At 33.2% G+C, this 20,117-nt stretch carries 21 protein-coding genes; 3 read left to right on the forward strand and 18 right to left on the reverse strand.

Going from position 1 to position 20,117, the window contains the following annotated elements; translation table 11 throughout:
• Positions 1–4: 4 nt before the first annotated feature.
• Genes EKM77_RS07510 through EKM77_RS07520 form a run of 3 tightly spaced genes read right to left on the reverse strand, consistent with a single transcriptional unit; the run spans position 5 to position 2,362 of the window.
• The gene (locus EKM77_RS07510; protein WP_125593439.1) at positions 5–910 is read right to left on the reverse strand and encodes an RluA family pseudouridine synthase; all 906 of its coding nucleotides are present in this window, start codon (positions 908–910) and stop codon (positions 5–7) included.
• The gene (locus EKM77_RS07515; protein ID WP_125593440.1) at positions 900–1,709 is read right to left on the reverse strand and encodes an NAD kinase; all 810 of its coding nucleotides are present in this window, start codon (positions 1,707–1,709) and stop codon (positions 900–902) included. Before EKM77_RS07515 ends, EKM77_RS07510 begins: the two co-directional genes overlap by 11 nt.
• Entirely contained in the window at positions 1,709–2,362 is a 654-nt protein-coding gene (locus EKM77_RS07520; protein WP_125593441.1) for a GTP pyrophosphokinase, read from the reverse strand. The genes EKM77_RS07515 and EKM77_RS07520 overlap by 1 nt, the downstream gene beginning before the upstream one ends.
• A 143-nt stretch (positions 2,363–2,505) precedes the next feature.
• On the opposite strand from EKM77_RS07520, the gene EKM77_RS07525 reads away from it, so the two are divergent.
• Together EKM77_RS07525 and EKM77_RS07530 are read left to right on the forward strand one after the other, a co-directional pair.
• Positions 2,506–3,159: a DsbA family protein gene (locus tag EKM77_RS07525; RefSeq protein WP_125593442.1), complete on the forward strand. Its 654-nt coding sequence runs from the start codon at positions 2,506–2,508 to the stop codon at positions 3,157–3,159.
• Between the two features lie 125 nt (positions 3,160–3,284).
• Complete coding sequence (locus EKM77_RS07530; protein WP_125593443.1) at positions 3,285–3,656, forward strand: hypothetical protein; 372 nt, start codon at positions 3,285–3,287, stop codon at positions 3,654–3,656.
• Here EKM77_RS07530 and EKM77_RS07535 read toward each other — a convergent pair.
• The 13 genes from EKM77_RS07535 to EKM77_RS07595 all read right to left on the reverse strand — a co-directional run bounded on the left by EKM77_RS07535 (position 3,646) and on the right by EKM77_RS07595 (position 16,861).
• On the reverse strand, positions 3,646–4,509 hold the full coding sequence (locus EKM77_RS07535) for a competence protein CoiA family protein (RefSeq protein WP_125593444.1): 864 nt from the start codon (positions 4,507–4,509) through the stop codon (positions 3,646–3,648). The genes EKM77_RS07530 and EKM77_RS07535 overlap by 11 nt on opposite strands.
• A 151-nt stretch (positions 4,510–4,660) precedes the next feature.
• Positions 4,661–5,437: an SDR family NAD(P)-dependent oxidoreductase gene (locus EKM77_RS07540; RefSeq protein ID WP_125593445.1), complete on the reverse strand. Its 777-nt coding sequence runs from the start codon at positions 5,435–5,437 to the stop codon at positions 4,661–4,663.
• 13 nt (positions 5,438–5,450) lie between these two features.
• Positions 5,451–5,924 carry an S-ribosylhomocysteine lyase gene (locus EKM77_RS07545; RefSeq protein ID WP_125593446.1) on the reverse strand — a complete coding sequence of 158 codons (474 nt, stop codon included), beginning with the start codon at positions 5,922–5,924 and terminating at the stop codon, positions 5,451–5,453.
• 20 nt (positions 5,925–5,944) lie between these two features.
• Positions 5,945–6,793 carry a MetQ/NlpA family ABC transporter substrate-binding protein gene (locus EKM77_RS07550; RefSeq protein ID WP_125593447.1) on the reverse strand — a complete coding sequence of 283 codons (849 nt, stop codon included), beginning with the start codon at positions 6,791–6,793 and terminating at the stop codon, positions 5,945–5,947.
• A gap of 458 nt (positions 6,794–7,251) precedes the next feature.
• Complete coding sequence (locus EKM77_RS07555; RefSeq protein ID WP_125593448.1) at positions 7,252–7,962, reverse strand: ABC transporter ATP-binding protein; 711 nt, start codon at positions 7,960–7,962, stop codon at positions 7,252–7,254.
• Positions 7,949–8,914 (reverse strand): FecCD family ABC transporter permease, encoded by a 966-nt coding sequence (locus EKM77_RS07560; protein ID WP_125593449.1) that lies wholly within the window; start codon positions 8,912–8,914, stop codon positions 7,949–7,951. Before EKM77_RS07560 ends, EKM77_RS07555 begins: the two co-directional genes overlap by 14 nt.
• Complete coding sequence (locus EKM77_RS07565; RefSeq protein ID WP_125593450.1) at positions 8,883–9,773, reverse strand: ABC transporter substrate-binding protein; 891 nt, start codon at positions 9,771–9,773, stop codon at positions 8,883–8,885. Before EKM77_RS07565 ends, EKM77_RS07560 begins: the two co-directional genes overlap by 32 nt.
• The gene (locus tag EKM77_RS07570; RefSeq protein WP_125593451.1) at positions 9,751–10,509 is read right to left on the reverse strand and encodes an NEAT domain-containing protein; all 759 of its coding nucleotides are present in this window, start codon (positions 10,507–10,509) and stop codon (positions 9,751–9,753) included. Before EKM77_RS07570 ends, EKM77_RS07565 begins: the two co-directional genes overlap by 23 nt.
• Positions 10,509–11,669, reverse strand: a complete 1,161-nt coding sequence (locus EKM77_RS07575; protein WP_125593452.1) for a hypothetical protein — start codon at positions 11,667–11,669, stop codon at positions 10,509–10,511. Before EKM77_RS07575 ends, EKM77_RS07570 begins: the two co-directional genes overlap by 1 nt.
• A 389-nt stretch (positions 11,670–12,058) precedes the next feature.
• A complete protein-coding gene (locus EKM77_RS07580; RefSeq protein ID WP_125593595.1) occupies positions 12,059–12,712 on the reverse strand; it encodes an adaptor protein MecA in 654 nt (217 codons plus the stop codon).
• Positions 12,713–12,780: 68 nt separating this feature from the next.
• Positions 12,781–15,312 carry a BspA family leucine-rich repeat surface protein gene (locus tag EKM77_RS07585; protein ID WP_125593453.1) on the reverse strand — a complete coding sequence of 844 codons (2,532 nt, stop codon included), beginning with the start codon at positions 15,310–15,312 and terminating at the stop codon, positions 12,781–12,783.
• 164 nt (positions 15,313–15,476) lie between these two features.
• Positions 15,477–15,875 carry a transcriptional regulator SpxA gene (spxA, locus tag EKM77_RS07590; RefSeq protein ID WP_125593454.1) on the reverse strand — a complete coding sequence of 133 codons (399 nt, stop codon included), beginning with the start codon at positions 15,873–15,875 and terminating at the stop codon, positions 15,477–15,479.
• 263 nt (positions 15,876–16,138) lie between these two features.
• Entirely contained in the window at positions 16,139–16,861 is a 723-nt protein-coding gene (locus tag EKM77_RS07595) for an MBL fold metallo-hydrolase (RefSeq protein ID WP_125593455.1), read from the reverse strand.
• Positions 16,862–16,903: 42 nt separating this feature from the next.
• Here EKM77_RS07595 and EKM77_RS07600 point away from each other — a divergent pair, with 42 nt between their 5' ends.
• Positions 16,904–17,350, forward strand: a complete 447-nt coding sequence (locus EKM77_RS07600) for a hypothetical protein (protein WP_125593456.1) — start codon at positions 16,904–16,906, stop codon at positions 17,348–17,350.
• Here EKM77_RS07600 and EKM77_RS07605 read toward each other — a convergent pair.
• Positions 17,343–19,331 (reverse strand): ABC transporter permease family protein, encoded by a 1,989-nt coding sequence (locus EKM77_RS07605; protein ID WP_125593457.1) that lies wholly within the window; start codon positions 19,329–19,331, stop codon positions 17,343–17,345. The genes EKM77_RS07600 and EKM77_RS07605 overlap by 8 nt on opposite strands.
• A complete protein-coding gene (locus tag EKM77_RS07610; RefSeq protein WP_125593458.1) occupies positions 19,312–20,082 on the reverse strand; it encodes an ABC transporter ATP-binding protein in 771 nt (256 codons plus the stop codon). The genes EKM77_RS07605 and EKM77_RS07610 overlap by 20 nt, the downstream gene beginning before the upstream one ends.
• Positions 20,083–20,117 lie beyond the last annotated feature (35 nt).

The following is a 20,117-nucleotide window of genomic DNA, read 5'->3' on the forward strand; positions in this document are numbered from 1 at the left end:
GTTTTCACCCCTTTAACACACTTCTTAACAATACCATATCTGGGGGAATAGGTGCCGTTAATTTTAACAGCTTTTTGGTGACTGGATGTACAATTTGAAGTTGATAACAGTGCAATGCTTGGCGATTTATTCGAGGATCTTTTTTGAGACTATACATTTCATCTCCAATAATTGGGTGCCCGATTGCTGATAAATGTACTCTAATTTGATGTGTTCGACCCGTCAATAATTTCAGTTTCAACATGCTATCTTTTTCATAATTTTCAATAGTTTCATAAACGGTTCTTGACTCTTTGCCAAGTTTATAATCAATAGTTCGTAAATAAAATGCCTCAGGATCGATTCCAATCGGCAAATCGATCAATCCTTTTGAAGGAGTAACCTTTCCATAGACAATTGCTAAATAAAACTTTTGAAAATCATTTGAATGTAAAATTTGGTCTAATAATGAGTGTGTATATGAATTTTTAGCAAATACCATCAAGCCAGAAGTATCTCGATCTAATCGTGTGACAAGATGGATCGATGAATTCTCGTGTTTTTCTTGCAGATAATATTTAACCATATTAGCAACCGTTTTACTTGTGCGGGCTTTAGCGGGAAGACTCGCTATTCCTGGCTGCTTATTGACGACTAATAAATACTTATCTTCAAAAATAACATCCAAATCACCCTTCATAGGTTCGATTAAATCTGAAGGTTCTTCATCATTTAAAACGACTAAAAGCGTGTCTCCAATTTCCATTTTGAAATTAAAGTGTCTTTGTTTATGATTAACATAAATTTTTCCACCTTTATTTTTCAAATTATGCAATTGGCTGGAGGAAAAGTTATGCTGAATCAAAAATTTTCTTAGAATCTTTTTATCTGTTTTTTGAATTATGAACTTTAAAAAACGATTATTCTGCATCTTGACCTAGAAAGGCAGTCCCAACTCTAGTCCAGAAATGTCTATGACGATACTGGGCAAACTGTGCTCGTTGACTATTTAATCGTATTGAGATCCTTTTAACTTTCATCAATTTAGTTGTAATTCCGTCACAACTAATAACATAATCATCAGCAACTTGTGGATAAAGATCTACTTGTTGATTGTGCGGAATTATAAGTGGTGAAGAGATCGTCCGATAAACACGATTATTGATCGAAGCCATCTCAACCATTTGAAAAACACTGATTTTTGGATGGATCAACGCTCCACCGATTGCTTTAGAATAGGCTGTTGAACCAGTTGGTGTAGAAAAACACAGTCCATCACCACGAAAACTTTCAAAAAATTCCCCATCAATATCAACATTGGTTTTCATTGTCATTGAAGATAAACGACGGACGACAACTTCATTGATCGCTATTTCATGCAAATAACATCCATCTTCACTCTCAACTCTGATATCGATCAAAGGATAGCTTGTTGAAGGGATCTTTTCTTTATATTCTTTAATTCTCTGTGTTAACTCCGGAATTTCTTGATCTGTCCAATCAGAATAAAATCCTAAATGACCAGTATGAAGTGCTAAAAATTTTACCTTATCTAAATGATTTGCATAAGCGTGAAATGTACTTAAAAGGGTTCCATCCCCACCAACACTGATGACTAGATCAGGATTGCGGCGATACTCTTCTAATCCGAGATCTCTCAAGTCAGATCTGATTTTATCCCCGGCGATGACTGATTGTTCCTTATTATTATTATTGACCCAAAATTTCATTAATTTTTATCCTTCGTAGAATTATTGATATCTCGTTTACTATCTGTAAAATATTGTTGGGCATCTTGAATTTCACCTCTGATTTTAGACATCTCTTCATCCAGCATAAAAGATGCTTCAGCGGCTCGCTTCAATCGTTCGTTTATTTCTTCTGGAAAATCACCACGATATTTATAATTCAATGAATGTTCAATAGTAGACCAAAAGTTCATTGCTAAAGTTCTAATTTGAATCTCGGCAATAATATTTTTTTGACCTCTAGATGTTTGAATGGGATATTCAATAACAACATGATATGAACGATAGCCACTAGGCTTACTATTGGCGATATAATCACGTTCTTCAATAACTTGCATATCTTCTCTAGAATGCAAAAGCTTAGCAACATCATAAATATCCTCTACAAATTGACACTGAATCCTGATTCCGGCAATATCTTGCATATCTTGTTCCAAAAGATCTTCTGTAATATATCTGCGACGCATTTTTTCTTTGATACTATCAACCGTTTTAACACGTCCAGTTACAAATTCAATTGGTGAATGTTCATTTTTCTCTAAAAATTCTTTTCGTAAGTTTCGAAACTTCAGTTTAAGTTCGTCGACTGTTTGCGAATAGGGTATTAAAAACTCATTCCATTTAATTCTTGTCATATTAACCCACCTTACCACTCTAAATATATCGTAATTCGAACAAAGATTCACCTAAATAGCCAAATTGTTCTCTGGAGTTATTATTTTACCTTTTATAAGTTTGCTGTTATGATGACTATGCTAGAGAGATGGAGGGAAGCAAAATGTGGGAAGTATTCTTATATATTAATCCCTTGTGTTCATATTGTTTGAAGGTTGAACAAGCTATTATCGACTTCACAAGAAAACACGATATTGAAACTCAATACCACTTTGTAACCACTAATAATATGGAAACAATCAACGAATACATGCAATTAAAAGGATACCAACTTTGTGATCTACAAAACAGATCAAAAGTTTCAACGGATATTTACGAAGCCGCTAGTCTTTACAAGGCTGCATCCTGTCAGGGAAATAAAAAAGCCCGTAATTTCTTAATGAATCTTCAAGAACAAATCAATGTTTTAGACAATCCTTTTGATGCTGAATCCGTTAAGGTTGCGATCAATAATAGTGGTCTTGATTATGAAGCTATAATGGAAGACAAACGAAGTGAATGTGTTGAACAAGGCATTAAACGCGATAAACAATTAGCGATTGAAATGAATATTACCAAAGCACCTACGATCGTTGTTTTTGATCTAAACAATGAAGAACGTCCTGGTGTAATGATCGATGATTTTGGAAGTAAGACTTCTGAAGATATCATCAATAGTAATCTAACAGCGATGTTAGAAGCAGCTATCCCAGAAATAGCTGAACAACCTACTATTAATAGCAGTTCCGTAATTAGTCTAGATAAATTTAGACGATAGTTCAAAAAGACTTGTTTAAACAAGTCTTTTTTTTTACTTAAAATTTGAAATGATGCTATTATGCTTTAAAACATCTCTACCCCTGTGGTAGTCATTTTTTTAATAATATTCGTTAGAGGTAAATTATGGAAATTGGTTCTTTAGCCGAATGGGTCGCTGGTATTGCTGAAACTCTTGCTGTAACTGTGGCATTATTTTTACCCTATTATCAAAAAAGAAAATCTGACCAAAATAGTAATCAACGAGCTAAGCAAATTATAGCTACGACCACAACTCATTTGTTACACCAAAATAATATTCAAGATAACAACAGCTACCTTGAATTGAAGCGCTTTGTAGAAATATATTCGGTTCTCGCAACTAATGAACGGACGATTAGAATAATCTCACAAGGAGATTTTATTTTAAGTATCATCGACAATTCAAATAATCTAGGTAACACTCAAATTAAAAGAATAAGTGAGATTTTGAATTCACTAAAAGAACTCAAATCCTAATTTTTTTAAATAACAACGGTTGCTCTAAATACCTTGGTTCTTCTCCACACAAAATACGCCAATAATGATTACTATAGACTGGTTTTTGACAATTAAGAGACTTTTTTAATAAGTATTCTTCCACAGTTTTTCCAGACTGATTAAAAAATTCTGATTTCAGCTTATCCACTTTTACACCTCGAACATTTTTTATTCGTTGAATTTGGTAATGATCGACCTTAATAGGTGGATAACTTTTTAATTCCGTACTAAATTTAAACAGTTCTGAAATGTCATCTGTGTAAAAGTCTTTTCTGCTGTAATTGATCTTATTGAACAAGCCAAAATAGCGTATTTGATAAAATAGATGGTAAATTTTATTCTCTGAATCTAACATGATCAAATAAAATCCCCAATTGGGATCATACGATAAAAATTTTAAATGCTTTTTCAAAATTTTCTTATTTAAATAAGCTCCACCAAGTATCCAAATGCTTTTAATATTCAAAGTCGAGTAACCATCGATCCTATCTTTAAACTTAGAAGAACTAATAGTCGCACACTGATATTCTAAAGCTAGATTGTTTGTTAATAAAATATCCGGTTTTTGTTTGATCTCTGTTAAAAATTTTTCTTGTTGAATATCTTGATAACCTAGTTGAGAAAAGTTATTTACTAGAATATCTTTACCCTTTTTATGAATATTGCGTTCATTAACTTCATTGAATTTCTTAGTTGAATGTTGAAAATACGCTGAATCATTTTTTTGAATCAGTCTGACTGTTTTTAAACACTTGGGACAATGATAATTTTCGATATTTTCAACTTCAACAGCATAAACTAAATTACCTTCTTCATTCAAAGCAGCATACATTATTATCACCTCAATAAAAATTACGAAAAAAGAACGAGACTAAGTCTCGCCCTTTTTATATGGTACTTAAGATGAAGTTTTGTGGTAGTCAACCTCTACCACAGATAGTGGGCCTATCTTGATAGATCCATTATCTGTGGAGAGGTTTATTTTAATTCATCGTCATCCCACCTGTAACATTGATTCCTTGACCTGTCATATAGTCAGATAAGGGACTTGCTAAAAATAACACGACATTAGCAACATCTTTAGGTGTCCCCGTTCTCCCTAGTGGAACTTGACTATTATCCTCTGCCTCAATTTCATCAGGAGTTAAGCCGCGAATGACTGCTCCATCTTTTCTCTCTCTATGCTTCATAGAAGTTTCGATAATGCCAGGACAAACGGCATTAACATTAATTTTGTCCTTAGCCACTTCGATCGCCAAAGTTTTGGTCAATCCTAGCACGGCATGTTTTGAAGCTACATAGGATGACATCGCACGATAGCCGTTCTTTCCTGCTTGCGAGGCAATGAAAACTACTTTGCCGCCATTTTTAGCATCGACGATCAATTTAACCAGATACTTAGCCACTAAATACGTCCCCCGAGTATTTACAGCAATAGTCTTATCAAAGTCTGACGTTTTGCTTTCAATTAAATAATCCATAGTAGAAATTCCAGCGACATTGACCAAAACATTAGGGATCAATTTGGCTGAGACTAAGTTTTGAGTTAGTTTTTTAACACTATCCTCATCACTGACATCTAAATGAATTTGATATTTATTACCGGAAACTTGCTTTAATTCTTGGTTTTCAAATGCTAGATCCGCTGCAACTACGATTGAATCTTCATTCAAAAAAGTATCAACAACTTCTTTGCCTATTCCTTGATGACCTCCAGTAACAACTACAATTTTCTTCTTTAATGATTCAAATAGACTCATATTATTACCTCTTCTAAATTACGTGACGTTCATATGGATCGGTACTGATACCTTCGTCAAGAATCTTTTTGGACCATTCTTTAGCAGAGAATAATGAATGATCACGATAATTCCCACAACTGTATTTATCAGTTCCTTGCACATCTTTCCATTCAACTTTGTTAGCAATATCATCTAAGGCACCTTTTAGCGCATTGGCAACTTCAGTTGTTGAATGTTCACCCCAAGTGATCAAATGAAATCCTGTTCGACAGCCAAATGGTGAACAATCAATGACGCCATCTAAACGATCTCTTAATAGTCCTGCTAGTAAATGTTCGATCGTATGAAGACCGGCTGTTGGAATAGCATTCTCATTTGGTTGAACTAAACGTAAATCAAAGTTTGAAATTGTGTCGCCTTTTTCTCCATTTTCTTCAGTGATCAATCTAACGTATGGTGCCTTTACCTTTGTATGATCCAATGTAAAACTTTCAACTTTAGCCATAATTAATATCTCCTTAAATTTTATTTATTTTTTAAATAACTTAATGGTTTTTGTACTTCAATTTTTGTTCCGTAATATTTCTTAGTGATCCATTTTTGAATGGTCTTGTTGTGGTATAACTTGACCAGCTTTTTGTATTCTTTATTATTTCGGTTCTTATAAACTGTTGCCAAAATATTAACGTTATCTTTTGTACTTTGGTTAACCTTTTCGTGGTAGATAGAATCAGTTAAAACATGCAGGCCGCCATCTAAAGCAACTGTATTAGAAATTAAAACTACATCGACATCATTTAAAACCCTAGGTCCTGTGGTATCATCAATCTCTTTAAATTGAAGGTCCTTAGGATTATCTTTGATATCTTTAGTATTGCTTAGAGCATTGAAGCCCTTCTTCAAAGTTAGTAATCCAGCTTTTTGCAATAATAATAAATCTCTGGAAGTATTGGCAGGATTGTTGGCAATCGCAATTGTGGCATTATCTGGTATTTCTGAAATACTCTTATATTTCTTAGAATAAATTCCTAGTGGTTCCAAATAAGTTGTCCCCAAAGCACTTAATTTACCACTAGGATTTTGTTTATTATAAGCTTCATAGTATGACCAAGATTGAAAAGCATTAACATCTACTTCTCCTTCAGTGGTTGCTTTATTAAGCTGTCCTCCATCGGTGATTTCTTTAACTTTGATCTTTAAGCCGGCTTTTTTAGCTTGCGGACTTTTGGCGATATGTTCCCAGATCTCTAAATCAGATCCTTGTGAACCAACTGTAATGGTTTTAGATTCTGAACTTGATTTGCCGCATCCTACTAACAAAATAACTGACAGTGCTAAAATAACGCTTAAAAATAATTTATGTCTTTTTCCCATCTTCTTATTCCCCTTCTCAACTTTGATCTTATCTTTTTAAAAGCGGTGGTCGAATCCTCATCATCTTCATCAACAATTCCTCCTAAAATTTAATTTTGTACAAAAAAATCGTCCCTACATACACAGAATTTCTCTGCAATGTAGGGACGATCACCCGTGATACCACCCTATTTCATATTTTGTTCACACAAAATACCTCAACGACACTAACATGTCCGGGATGATATCGCATCCTTGCGTACTTTTGGCTTGCACCTAAGTAAGACTCCAAGCTCATCTTCGATCAAGGTTTCGTTCCGCCTTTTCACCATCTAGCGGTCACTATTCAAAACTACTAATTGATCTACTCTTCTCTTCAACGTCTAATAAAATTAAATAAGTTTTAATTGATTGGTGATTAAATTACTCTTAAAGAAATACATTGTCAAGCAACTTTCTAAAGAAAATGAAAATCAACTTCAGAAATCTTGTATCAAACGCCTATTGCCATTAACATCTTGATGAATTTTAAATTCTGTTCCAAAAATATTTTTCAAGTTGTTTTCCGTTAATAATTCTACGGAACCTGACTTCACTATTTTGCCATTTTTATACAATAAAATCCTATCTGCCAAAATGGATAAAGTATCTAAATCGTGATCAACAATGAAAAAATTCTGTTCTGATCGTTTGATCAATTTAACCAATTTAGCTTTATATAAGGGATCTAAATTATTAAATGGTTCATCTAAATAGACATATGGGGTTTGTTCAACCATGACCGCTAAAACTAAAATAACTTGCTGCTGACCACCAGATAATTGATTGAATGGCAATTTTAATTTGTCAGTCAATCCAAAATAATCCAAATATTTCGTATAATCGATATTCTTTAAATTGCTCATCTCAAAAATAGATTCCACACTTATCAGTCCATAAATTTGCTCTTTTTGATTGAAATACGATAATAATCGACTAATTTGTGAGACAGATAAATTTTTAATATTATCGCCATCATATTCAATTGATCCTGAATAATTTTTAATTTGTCCAGATAATATCTTTAACAACGTACTTTTTCCACTACCGTTAGGGCCGATCAATGTTGTAACACCAACGTCAAACCGTATGGATACATCTTTGATAACTTGTTCCTTTTCATATGAATAACTAATATTATCTGCTTTCATAATTACCTCGCAAAACAATATAAAATAAGATTGGGGCACAAATTAGACTACAAATTAATCCTGCGGGAATTTCCACGGGATAAAACAAATTACGACCAATAAAATCAGACAATAACATTAGATTGGCACCTAGCATGAAAGTATCAATAAAATAATGCTTAACTTTAGTTCCATTAATGGATTTTACAATATTAGGGATAACTATCCCGATAAAAAAGAACTCGCCCACTATCCCGACAATCGTTGAAATTGCCAGACTGATAATTACTAAAATATAAAGATTGATTTTTCTAATATCGATCCCTAGATCCAAAATTTTTTGATCATTAAAGGCATAGTATGGAATATATTTATCAAAAAACATTAATCCTGTAACAATTATTGCCCCTAAAATTATCATCAAGTAAGTCACGCTAGGACTGACTAGGTTGAAACCTGAAAATAGATCTAATTGCCCATGAGTAAAATAACTTAGAACTTGATTAAGACTTATAAAGAAGATCGTCAGACATACTCCAAATAAAACAAATCTAGTGGGACTAATGACTTTGGTCTTTAACCATATTAAGATGCTCACTATAATCAAAGCACCTACTAAACCATAAATAACTTGCGAACCTAAAAAGGCTGGCAAAAATATTGCTAATAAGTTTTTAAAAAAACTTGTTCCAGAAGTTAAACCAACTAATCCCGGATCGACTAGATCATTTCTAAAAATCAATTGTAAAAATAGCCCCGATAAACTGATCAAACCTCCTGTGAATAAAGCTGTCATCGTTCGTGAAAGCCGTAATTGTAAAATCGGATAATCATTGACTTGAAGTTTGAATAAATTAAGTAAACTATTATCACCTGAAATAATATTGAGAATACCAAAAACAACTAAAATTAAAATATTCAAACTCAAAAAAATATTGATCTTACTTTTCATTAACAATTTTATCAATTCCATTCAACGCCTTAATGACGTTCATATTTGCGGTTGAAGAATAAACAGGTTCTCTCAGGTAATAAACTCGTTTATTTTGAAAAGCTGGTAATTCCTGCCACATTTGATTACTAGAAAATTCTTCCTTAAAAGATTTTTCGACCATCTCCGGCATCGCATGTGCCAAACAAATAACGACTTCTGGTTTTTCTTTTTGAATTTGTTCCATATTGACAGATATATATTCACCTTGGCTATTTTTAGGCTGGATCACAATATTGTTAGTATCCTTGACCAATGAACCAATATAAGAATTGGTGGTTGCCTGTAAATAACCTCCTCCGGGCATCCCAAATAAAACCAAGACTTTCTTGGAATCATTATTTTTATTTTTTTGTTTTACTTTCAAAATATTTCTATCTAATTTGTTAATAAATTTGTCAGCATAAACTTGTTTATCATAACGCTTAGCTAAAGTATTCAAAGTTGTTTTTAAATGATCAACAGTTTGTAAATTCAGATAAGTTACATTGATCTTATTTGCTTTATAACTTTTCCCCTGCATCGATCTCAAAGTCGTCACAGAATAAACTGTATCAGGATTCAATTTTTTAATTTTCTCCATGCTAGGAGCGTTCGGTGCCCCCACTTTATCAGTATTTTTGTAACGTTTAGGAATTGGATATTGAGTATTGGGAATACCCGCCAGATCCATATGCAAAGTATCAGCAACTTGTGTCAAGGCATAGGTTGTCATAACTACTGAATCACTTTGTTTAGCTTGTGTTTTCTTTAAATTATTCAAAGTAAAAATTGCCGCAAAACCAATGACCCAAATAGATAAAATAAAAAGAATTTTTTTAGAAGAATCTCTTTTTAACAAAGAAGCCGCCACCTATCACAACAGCTATTAAAGTAACCCCTGCGGAAATTTTAGGTACGTTAGATTTTTTATTATCTGATTTATCCGCTTTTTTAGCTGATTTCTTTTCCTGCTTATTTTTATTAGGAGTTTTCTTTTTCGTCTTTTTATCTGCCTTTTTATTTTTCTTATCAGACTGTTTCAATGGGTCGACTACATTCTCTGAAACATCAGTTTGAGCATTATCATTATTCGTATCAGCTGTATTCGCATTATTATCAGTTTGATCAGCAGTATCAGCACTGTTTTGATCACTTGCGGCGTTCAATTTAGGGGGATTGCTGAATTTCAGACCAAAGGGGTGAGTTTGATGAATATTGGCAGAATCCACGTCTACTTTCATCGTTCCAGTAATATTATCCAATTGATTAGACTTAAATGTGATCGATGTATAATAAGCATTGCTGTCTTCTTTGTTGCTGATCCCCGTCGTTTGAACATTCATTGAAAGGATCTTTACAGGATAAGTACCTAAGTCCTTATTGGTTCTAATAGTATAAGTGACTTCATATTGATCATTGGAAACATTGACCGTAGCTGGTTTCACTAAATAAGCATCAGCCATACTAGTCGATCCATTGGGCTGAATTGCTGTAACATTGACTGAATCAGCTTTAGCAGTTATTTGTGGTATTGAAAAAAGCGCTAAAACAATCAAAGTTAAACTTGTTACTAAAAAATAAATAACCTTTTTCATTATTTATCAAATTTTCCCATACTATTAATACCCGCCATTGCCACTGCTAAAGTAATGAAGCCGGCATACATGATATAAATTGGTAAGCTCTTTGATCCAGTTTGAGGAAGTGAACCAGTATTTGTTGGTAAATTTGAGACTGTTGATCCACTAAAGCCTGGCAAAGTTGGTGTTGAGCTAGTCGTTGGTAAATTAGTGGTACCACTTGGTGCTACACCTTGTCCTTGGCTAAATTTGAAATTAACGTTGTGAGTTGCATAATATCCAAAATTTGCCACGCTGATCTTTAAACTGGCAGGAATATAATTATTTAATGCATCAAGACTACTAATATTGAAACTATAATTCATGTAATTATAACTATCATCTGCTGAAGTAGTAACATCAGGATTGATCGACTCTCCATTGATCGATGTTATTTCAACTGGATCAGTTCCAAAATTCTTTGGCGTTCTCATTTGCATGGAAACTGTATAAGTGCCATCACTATTTGGGGTTACCGTAGATTGATTTGTAAAAAATTGGGCTGCTACTGATTCACCTGCACTAGGATCCTCTTGCAAAACTTGGTAACTATAAGCAATTGACTGTGTTGTATCAGTCGTTTGATCAGTATTTTCTTCTACAGTATTAGTATCTGGTGTTTCCGGTGTCGTTATCAGATTTCCATCATCAATATCTGGGATATTGATATCAGTTCCAGTATCAACATCCGGTGTTGGCTCTGTTGTAGATTGTGGATCAGCGATACTTACCTGCATTGGAAATACATTAGGTTTATCCTTACCCGGGATCAATACGCTTACAGTTGCATCACTACTGGATCCATCCGACTTAACCGGTATATTAATATACCCATTTTGTGGAGTATATTTTATTCCATCGATCGTCATTGATTGTAAACTCGAATTTGCCATGTCTGAAAGTTTGATCTGGGCATAAGTTCCATTTCCATCAGTTGTTATTGTCGCATTACCTTCAAAAACTGGCATCATAGTAAATGGTTTACCATTGAAATCTAAATTTATAGCTGATTGATAAGTGTTCCCTGACACTTCAGCTGCAACAACATTAGGATTATTGATCACAGAAATAGTTGATCCAACTCCACCCATCAATAAAAGTAATGTACTCAAATAAGTGATACCCTTATTCTTCATAATTTTTCTCCCCTGATAATTAAAATTGCATTCACACCCCTCATTTTTGATAAATGACTTATCGAAAACGTTAAAGCGATAAATGTACTTTAATGATATGATAGCGTTTACATTGTGTCAATACAGGCTTGCAATCAGAGCGTGCCATAAGGCGGTTAGAGACTGAGCATATCCTAGAATATCGAATAATTGTGTACTTTCAATTGTTCGATATTCGTAGATAAGCGGAGGTCTCTGCCTTATGGCACGCGTTTCAACAAAATGGATTAAAGAAAAAAATAACTTGTCTCAAAATATGCGGTATAGACGTGGAACAAAAACATAGCTTTTTCCACAAAAAAATAACCGTAATCCCCAATCGGATTACGGTTATTTAAAAACTAAAAATATTACTTACTAAAATAATATCTAGTCAACTCTAGTGCTGTTTTACTCATAACTTCTTTACCATACTCTGATAGCACGGCCGCTGTAACTTTAGTCTTATTGCTGTACTCACTCATCAGTGCCATAACGTCGTTATAGGTCATATCGTGCATTTCTTCAGTAAATAATACCAATTGTAGATAATATTTACCCTTATATTCCCAAAGATTTGAAACGCCGCTTTCCAAATGCAACAAGTCAGCTAATTGAATGTAGTCTTCAAAATCATCAAATTCAACAATTAATGTCTTTGTAGGTGTGTCAGGATCCTTCAGATAAGGTGAAGTATCACTGTCATATTCCTCAAAGCCTACGCGGTCATCAGTTACATCATTATTGTCAGATTCTGTATCAGCATACAAAGTATCATCAGCATCATCAAGACTCTTACTGATTATTAATTCCAGTCCCTGCTTGTTAGGCATGATTTGGAAAGTTACAGGTTCGTTGTTAGAGAAAACATGGTCCTTGTCAACTTCATCCAAAATACTATAGAAGAAAGATTCAATCTGTTTCTTGTTACCCAAGAGATCCAAAACAGTTACACCACGGTCTTGTAAATCCTGCGTACTAAGAATGACTTTGATTGTATTCTCATTAAGTCGATCCATTTCCATCATAGTCACCTCAATTCTGTATCTACATTCTAACAGTCTCAAAATTTATGTAAAGAAAAGAAACTCTACTAAAGGCTATTTTGCAAGGTCCAAGTTAAAGTTCCAGAATAATCTCCTGCTTTGACAGTTGAACCATCAAAATCCATCAAAAAGCCCTCATTTTTACTCCAGCTAATTGTCGAGTCACTCGTTGGAAATGATCTTGTCGCAATAGTAGTATCATCAGAACCAATAACTTGATCATCTTTGCCATAATCTCTAAAAATCAAAGATCCATTAAGACTATTACCATTAGCATCAGTCAAGTCTTTTGACATCTTGACTTTGACGTCGCCCTTTACATACTGAGCGGGGAAGGTGTTATTAGTTACTGTTATTCCCCAGTTGCTTTCTTGTCGATGGACTACCATTTTATTTGAACCTGTTTTACTAAAGGATAGATCCGGGACATCCATCTTCATATCTATAAGTGGAGTTTGTTGAGGAACATAAGTAGCAGTCGGACCGCCTTGTTTAGAATAAAGAGCCGCTAAATCATCATTTGAAATTAACTGACCTAATGCAGAATGAGGAGTTCCACCAATATCTTCCCCTACCGCTTGCCAGTAACCTGAGATTGAAGTATATTGTTTATTTTCTTCTTGATCAGTAAATAGATGATTTGAATATGCCTGAGGAAGTGACACATCATCAGTGAAGAACACTTTAGGACCTAATCCAAGGCTCCATAAACTATTAGCCCCGTCAAACATACTGTCCATACTTTTTACATTCGACATATCCCAATTGGAAAGATCCAATTTACCAAGAGAAGACGCACTTCCGAACATAGAAGTCATATCGGTAACTTTACTTGTATTCCAACTGGAAGTATCTAGTATTTTAATTCCGGAACTATAAAACATATGATTCATATTAGTTGCGCTACTTGTATTCCAGTTCGAAGTGTCTATTTTATCTATATTACCAATAGAATAAAACATACTAGAAAAGTTTTGTACCTTACCTGTATCAAAGTTAGAAATGTCCAAATTATTCAAATTTTTGTCCATAGAAAACATAGATGACATGTTAGTTACGTTTGGGGTGTTCCACTTTGAAAGATCTAGGTCTGTCAAATTAGACATTTGACTAAACATAGAATAAAAATTTTCGGCAGATCCTGTATTCCAATTGATTACCTCTGGTAAGGAGGTAAATTTAGTTTGACTAAAGGCAGCTGAAAAATTTGTTACGTTGCTAGTATCCCAATCAGCAATATTTAAACCAGAAAAATCAGAAATAGCACTCCCCAAGAATATACTGCTTAGAGTGTTTACTTTTGATGTATTGAATTCACCAATAATTTTAGTTAATGATTTTGTACTGAAAAACATGTTTGATAAACTTTCAGCGCTACTTGTATCAAAATTGGATAGATTCAAAACTGTAAATCCTGTACTAGAAAACATACTACCGAAGTCCTTAACTTTAGCAGTATTAAATTTATCGATTCCTATCAAGTTGTTTTCATTTAACTTAGCATCACTACCAAACATATATGACATATTAGTAACGTTATCCGTATTCCAATTGGATAGATCTAAGTTATTAAGATTCGTACATTGATAAAATATCTTAGACATATTAGAAACGCTTGAGGTATTCCAATTTTCTATTTCAGGTAGTTCACTAAACCTTGTGTTCGTAAAAAGACTTGACATATTAGTAATATTACTCGTATCCCATTCTTTTAGACCATTTATTTCAGTTAAAGCTGTATCATTTGAAAACATACTTGAAATATTTACAACTTTAGTTTTGTCCCAATTAGATAGATCGATACTTGTCATTTTAGAATTGAATGAAAGCATATTTGACATGTTGCTAACACTTGATGTATCCCAATTTTTAATATCATCGGTGTTAGTTAATTGGGTACTAGAAAAGATAGAAGACATATTTGCAACTTTACTTGTATCAAAATTTTTTAAGCCTGTAATATTGGCACGGCAAGATTGAAACATACTTGACATACTGGTAACTTTACTCGTATCAAAATTCGAGACATCTAAAGTTGTCAAAGCAGAATTGGAACTGAACATTGAGCTCATGTTGGTTGCGCTACTAGTATTCATCTTTTCAATACCGATTATGTTTTGTAATTTAGAATCACCTGAAAAAAAGCTACTAAAATCTATGACATTACTAGTATCTAAATTAGTAACATCGATCGATGTTACATTTGTTAAGTTATAAAAGAGTTGAATTGAATTAGAATTTGCTACTACTCCAGGATCAACATAGACACTAGTAACCAACGCTTTATTCCAATTACCCATACCAGCACCTAAAACACCAGCGTGAATCGTCAATAAACCTGTATCGTCAATATCCCAATCACAAGTTCCAAAAGTTCCACTATTGGTAACTGAATAAGCTGAGATACTGGCTGCTTGAGTTTTTGCTTTTGGTTGATTAACCACTAATGAATCATTTTGATTAATAAGATCTTGAACGTCATTAGCTTTAACGGAAGTATTTACCAAAAAAAACGAGACAAAAACAAATAAGCTTGCAAAAATAAGCTGAATTAAACTTTTTGTTCTGCCTTTATTCATAATTTCCTCCTATTAATAACAAAATAAACTTATATATACTAATAATATCTTAATATTTATAAAAAAGGCGGTCATATTTGAATACTTTGAATATCAAAAATTGGATTATGTAACTTAAAACTTATGGTAACAAAAAAAGCCGTTCACTTACGTGAACGACGTTCTTATAACCCAGCCATAAGTTGAGCTCTTTGTAATTCCATTGTTCTAACACTTCTAGGCAAGAATCTTCTGATCTCGTCTTCATTGAATCCTACTTGTAGACGCTTATCATCCATGATGATTGGGCGCTTCAATAATCCAGGGTTCTCTTGTACTAAGGTTAATAATTGATCGATTGTTAGGTCGTTAAGATCAACCTTAAGATTTTGGAATGCTTTGGAACGTGTAGAAATAATTTCTTCAGTTCCATTTTCTGTCATTTGTAGGACTTGTTTAATTTCTTGTTTATTTAAGGGTTCAGAATAAATATTTCTTTCTTTGTAAGGAATATCGTGTTGTTCGAGCCAAGCCTTTGCTTTACGGCATGAAGTGCAACTTGGAGATGTATAAATAGTTACCATTATAATCTCTCCTTTTCTGTATATTGTGCATTCTGATTACTAACACAATAATATTGTATCGTATTACTAATATAAAATCTATACTTTTTATAATAAAAACTTACGAATGTTTGTTCTCGTTTTTATAGATTGTGAACTTGATGAACCGTCAAATAAGCGTTAATTGTGATGTATTCACATTTAGCATAATTTAAAAGTTATACTAAAGATTATTGCCTATTTATGGTTTACAAGTGTAATACCTATAACAATAGGAATGGAGCCTAAACTTGAACCTCAAGACCTTGGAAAGCTCTGATTACTGGAATATCACCAGCATATTTTTGTGATTGTTCTAACAAAGTCTGCTTTTTATAATTTTGAGGTAAATGACTGATCATCATTCGCTTAACTCCAGCATCTTTTGCCAAAGTACCTGACTCTTTAGTATTCATATGCCACTTTCTACCAGTAACTTCTTCAGGGAAGTTAGTATCAGTGACCAATAGGTCAGCTCCTTTAGCAAAATCTACTAATCCATCAAAATAAGTTGTATCAGCAGTATAAACTATTGTCTTATCACCCTTTGTTATGCGCATTGCATAAGCTGGAACAGGATGAATGGTCCTTAGAAATTCAAATTTAAATGGTCCAATATTTGTTGGCTCATAATCATTATAAGCAATCCCTTTAGTAGCATTGCCTTCTGTTAATTGAGCAAAGTTAACAAAGTCTTGTGTATGACCATAGATAGGAAGTGGTTGTTCCTTATCCGCCGCTAACCAGTTATACTGCAAAACTCCAAGATCTGCGGTATGATCATGGTGATAGTGAGATAAAACAACGGCATCCAAATCAGTTGGATCGAGATAATTGGACAAAACGTTCAATACCCCACTACCACAGTCGATCAAAACATTGAAATTGTCATCTTTTAGTAAATATCCTGAAGTTCCGATACCATTGTGAGGGTATCCTCCGTAAAAGCCTAAAACTGTAATTAACATGTGAAAACCTCCAAAAATTTTGTTGAAAGGATTTCAATAATTATGAACATAACATTAAAGCTAGGAACATATAATTTTTTAAAGAATCAACAGACAACTGCTGATACTTTATTAAAACCCTTATTTGATGATAAAGCAGATCATCTTTTAATAAAAGTATTAGCTGAATCTGGTCAATACCGCAAGAAGACTGGATCCTTAGTAAGTTCAAATAGACTATATTTATTGACCTATTTAAAATTTAATAAAGATCAGGCGGCAATATTTGATAACAAACTATATTCAGAGGATTTTGCCATCAATACAAAAGACTCAGAAATATTTCAAAAAAAGGATGATCGTTTAGAATATTTAATTATTAATACTTTCCCTGACGAAAATTCATTGAAAAACTGGCGTGAATTTATCAAAAAACAAATCAATGTCGAAATCCAGCGCTTTTCAGAAGAACCATTTGGATTCTTCCTCAAAGAATACGAACTTAGTTAAGTTTCTGATCAACACTGCGCCAAGATATCAGGTAGGTTACAAAACCTATTATCCCATAAAGTGCAATATAACAAAGGTTAATCAAGATAAATGGAACAATCATCGTCATTGCAGAAAAACGTCCGATCAAGGCAATTACGATGTAAGACTGCATTACAGCAAAAACGATTGGGATGACAAACGTATAAATCGTTTCCTTTTTGACAATTTCTTTGATCTCACCTTTATCGACTCCAATTTTATTCAACGTCCTCAATTGTTTCCACTCGGAATCATCCCTTAATAACAATTTTAAAGTTAAAACACTTCCTAAAGCAATCAATAAGGCAACGCTGAATAAAGCAACAATAAATATCCCAAAACCACTTATTTGATCGACTTGAATTTTAGCCGTTTTTTGCCGTGAATAATTGGAATCCATAAAGATCTCACCTTGATAATGTTTTGGTTCATGTACCGCAGACAACTTTGTATCATTTAAGTTGTCTGCCTTTTTTATTAAAACACCTCTGGTATATTCCTGCTTATCTAGTTTTTTAAATTGTTTATGAGTTAATTTATCTCCATCTTTGAAAAACCAGCCATAAAAGGTGTTTTTAACATCAGCCTGCAGTTTATTATAGTAATTATCTGGTGCAATTATCATTAAACCTTGATACATCGTTGATCCATATGGGAAGGCCGAACCAATTTTATCAGATTTGATCTGTTTGGCATTTTTAACACTTACCACAGCTGTATCTGGTTTTTTAAAATTATAACCCGAAACATTATAGCCAAAATCTAGTATTAGAAACTGATTCTTTGATATTTTAGGGTTTTTTGCCACATTGGACTTAGGTAACTTTTGATAATCTGAATATGACATAAAAGTCCCTGGGATAATCTCACCGTTCGATCCTCGTTTAACTACGGTAGTTTTAACGGTAGTTTTATATTCACGAGTAATTTGAGAATTATTTTCTTTTAAGTCGTTTTTAATATCTTTAACAGTATATTGATTAGCCGTCAGTTCAAATGGATGGGCGTATAAATAATTACTATAAGCAGTTTGATAACTAAAATAACAAATCGATAATAAGATCAAAGCCAACGATGATAATTCTGTGATAAACCATAAAACAGAATTATTTCTAATTAGACGCTCTTTAAAATACTTGAATGAAAAAACATTGATCCCAGTATAAGCGATCCATTTAATATGCTGTAATATCGTCAAAAGACTTGGCAAAAAGCCAAAATATATCAAATATGATCCCAGTAAGTACGCTACGAACAAGAAAATCAATTGTTGCATAACTTGATTCGTCTGATTATCTTTAATATCGCTAATAAGCACGATCGTGACGAACAAACCACTGATAAAAAATAACACTCCTAAAAAGCCAGCAGGTATTCTTAAATAAAATCGAGATGATATTTTCTTATTATTCTTATCTTTTAGTAAACGGTTAACTCTAAAAGAATTCATGACACTAAAAACCAAGGTTGAATAAATACCTATTTGGATTAGTAAATTAAAGGTATTGCTAGTGAATAAGAAAGAAAATCCTGATTTAACTCCCATCAAATATAGCAGCAACATCCCAAAAAACTTTTGAAAAATTAACGCTATTAAAATTCCAATCACCCAAGATACCAATTGAACTAGCATTGTTTGAATGAATCCAATTATGAGAATAGTAAAACGTGACATGCCAAATTTATCAAAAGTTTTAAACTCATGTGCTTGTTGTTTAATAAAAAAGCCGCCGACAAAGCCCATATATACAAACGCACAAAAAATAAATAAAATGCTAAAAAACAAAGTAATATTAGCAAATCCGCTGCTCCAAATGGATATATTAGTCTTTAATTTAGGATTATCAACTAACGATAACAAAACACTAAAGATGCCAATTGCAAAACTACAAGCTAGCACATAAATCAGATAACTATCGCGCATATTGGTGAAGCTACGTCTAACTATTTTTAGAAACATTAAAGTAGCTCCCTCCGCCGATAGTTCTTTGCATATTTATAATTTGCTCAAAAAATTTATTACGATCTCCTGGATTGACTACTTCAGAGAAAATAATACCATCTTTAACAAAAACCACCCTTGAACAATAACTAGCTGTAAAAGCATCATGAGTAGCCATTAAAATTGTCGTTTTTTCTTTATCGTTTATCAGCTGCATATAATTTAATAAAATAGTTGCCGACTTAGAATCAAGACTTCCCGTTGGTTCATCAGCAAATAATATTTCCGGACCATTGATCAAAGCCCTTGCCGCGGCCACGATCTGTTTTTGTCCAAGCGATAGATCATCAACATTACGTTTACTTAATTCTTCAATGTTTAATAATCTCGTCATATGTTTAAAACTTTGTTCGATCAATCGCTTAGAAGCATGCCTTAAAGCCATTGGTAAAATAATGTTTTCTTTAACATTTAATGAGTCCAATAATTCAAAATTCTGGTAAATAAACCCCATCTTATTTCGACGATATTTAGCTTGATCTTTATCATGTAATTGCGTCATATCAATTCCATCGATCAAAACTTGTCCATGATCTGGTCTTTCATTAGTAGAAATAATGTTTAATAAAGTAGACTTCCCCGCACCAGACGGACCCATGATCCCTAGAAATTCACCTTGTTTAACTTCCAAGCCGATGTCTTTGATCGCATGTACCGCATTGAATCTTTTTCCATAATCTTTAGCAATATTCTTTACAATAATTTGCACAGTCTGTTCTCCATAAATTAAAAATTACTGTTATG

The sequence above is a fragment of the Companilactobacillus baiquanensis genome (genome assembly GCF_003946605.1).
Classification (GTDB): domain Bacteria; phylum Bacillota; class Bacilli; order Lactobacillales; family Lactobacillaceae; genus Companilactobacillus; species Companilactobacillus baiquanensis.

Bases quoted from the DNA above. Each gene is read 5' to 3' on its own strand.
- EKM77_RS07555 (WP_125593448.1), bottom strand. From the start codon at position 7,962: ATGAAAGCAGATAATATTAGTTATTCATATGAAAAGGAACAAGTTATC.
- EKM77_RS07595 (WP_125593455.1), bottom strand. From the start codon at position 16,861: ATGTTAATTACAGTTTTAGGCTTTTACGGAGGATACCCTCACAATGGT.
- EKM77_RS07580 (WP_125593595.1), bottom strand. From the start codon at position 12,712: ATGGAAATGGATCGACTTAATGAGAATACAATCAAAGTCATTCTTAGT.
- EKM77_RS07515 (WP_125593440.1), bottom strand. From the start codon at position 1,709: ATGAAATTTTGGGTCAATAATAATAATAAGGAACAATCAGTCATCGCC.
- EKM77_RS07600 (WP_125593456.1), top strand. From the start codon at position 16,904: ATGAACATAACATTAAAGCTAGGAACATATAATTTTTTAAAGAATCAA.
- EKM77_RS07585 (WP_125593453.1), bottom strand. From the start codon at position 15,312: ATGAATAAAGGCAGAACAAAAAGTTTAATTCAGCTTATTTTTGCAAGC.
- EKM77_RS07570 (WP_125593451.1), bottom strand. From the start codon at position 10,509: ATGAAAAAGGTTATTTATTTTTTAGTAACAAGTTTAACTTTGATTGTT.
- spxA (WP_125593454.1), bottom strand. From the start codon at position 15,875: ATGGTAACTATTTATACATCTCCAAGTTGCACTTCATGCCGTAAAGCA.
- EKM77_RS07540 (WP_125593445.1), bottom strand. From the start codon at position 5,437: ATGAGTCTATTTGAATCATTAAAGAAGAAAATTGTAGTTGTTACTGGA.
- EKM77_RS07535 (WP_125593444.1), bottom strand. From the start codon at position 4,509: ATGTATGCTGCTTTGAATGAAGAAGGTAATTTAGTTTATGCTGTTGAA.
- EKM77_RS07605 (WP_125593457.1), bottom strand. From the start codon at position 19,331: ATGTTTCTAAAAATAGTTAGACGTAGCTTCACCAATATGCGCGATAGT.
- EKM77_RS07510 (WP_125593439.1), bottom strand. From the start codon at position 910: ATGCAGAATAATCGTTTTTTAAAGTTCATAATTCAAAAAACAGATAAA.
- EKM77_RS07545 (WP_125593446.1), bottom strand. From the start codon at position 5,924: ATGGCTAAAGTTGAAAGTTTTACATTGGATCATACAAAGGTAAAGGCA.
- EKM77_RS07560 (WP_125593449.1), bottom strand. From the start codon at position 8,914: ATGGAATTGATAAAATTGTTAATGAAAAGTAAGATCAATATTTTTTTG.
- EKM77_RS07550 (WP_125593447.1), bottom strand. From the start codon at position 6,793: ATGGGAAAAAGACATAAATTATTTTTAAGCGTTATTTTAGCACTGTCA.
- EKM77_RS07525 (WP_125593442.1), top strand. From the start codon at position 2,506: ATGTGGGAAGTATTCTTATATATTAATCCCTTGTGTTCATATTGTTTG.
- EKM77_RS07530 (WP_125593443.1), top strand. From the start codon at position 3,285: ATGGAAATTGGTTCTTTAGCCGAATGGGTCGCTGGTATTGCTGAAACT.
- EKM77_RS07520 (WP_125593441.1), bottom strand. From the start codon at position 2,362: ATGACAAGAATTAAATGGAATGAGTTTTTAATACCCTATTCGCAAACA.
- EKM77_RS07575 (WP_125593452.1), bottom strand. From the start codon at position 11,669: ATGAAGAATAAGGGTATCACTTATTTGAGTACATTACTTTTATTGATG.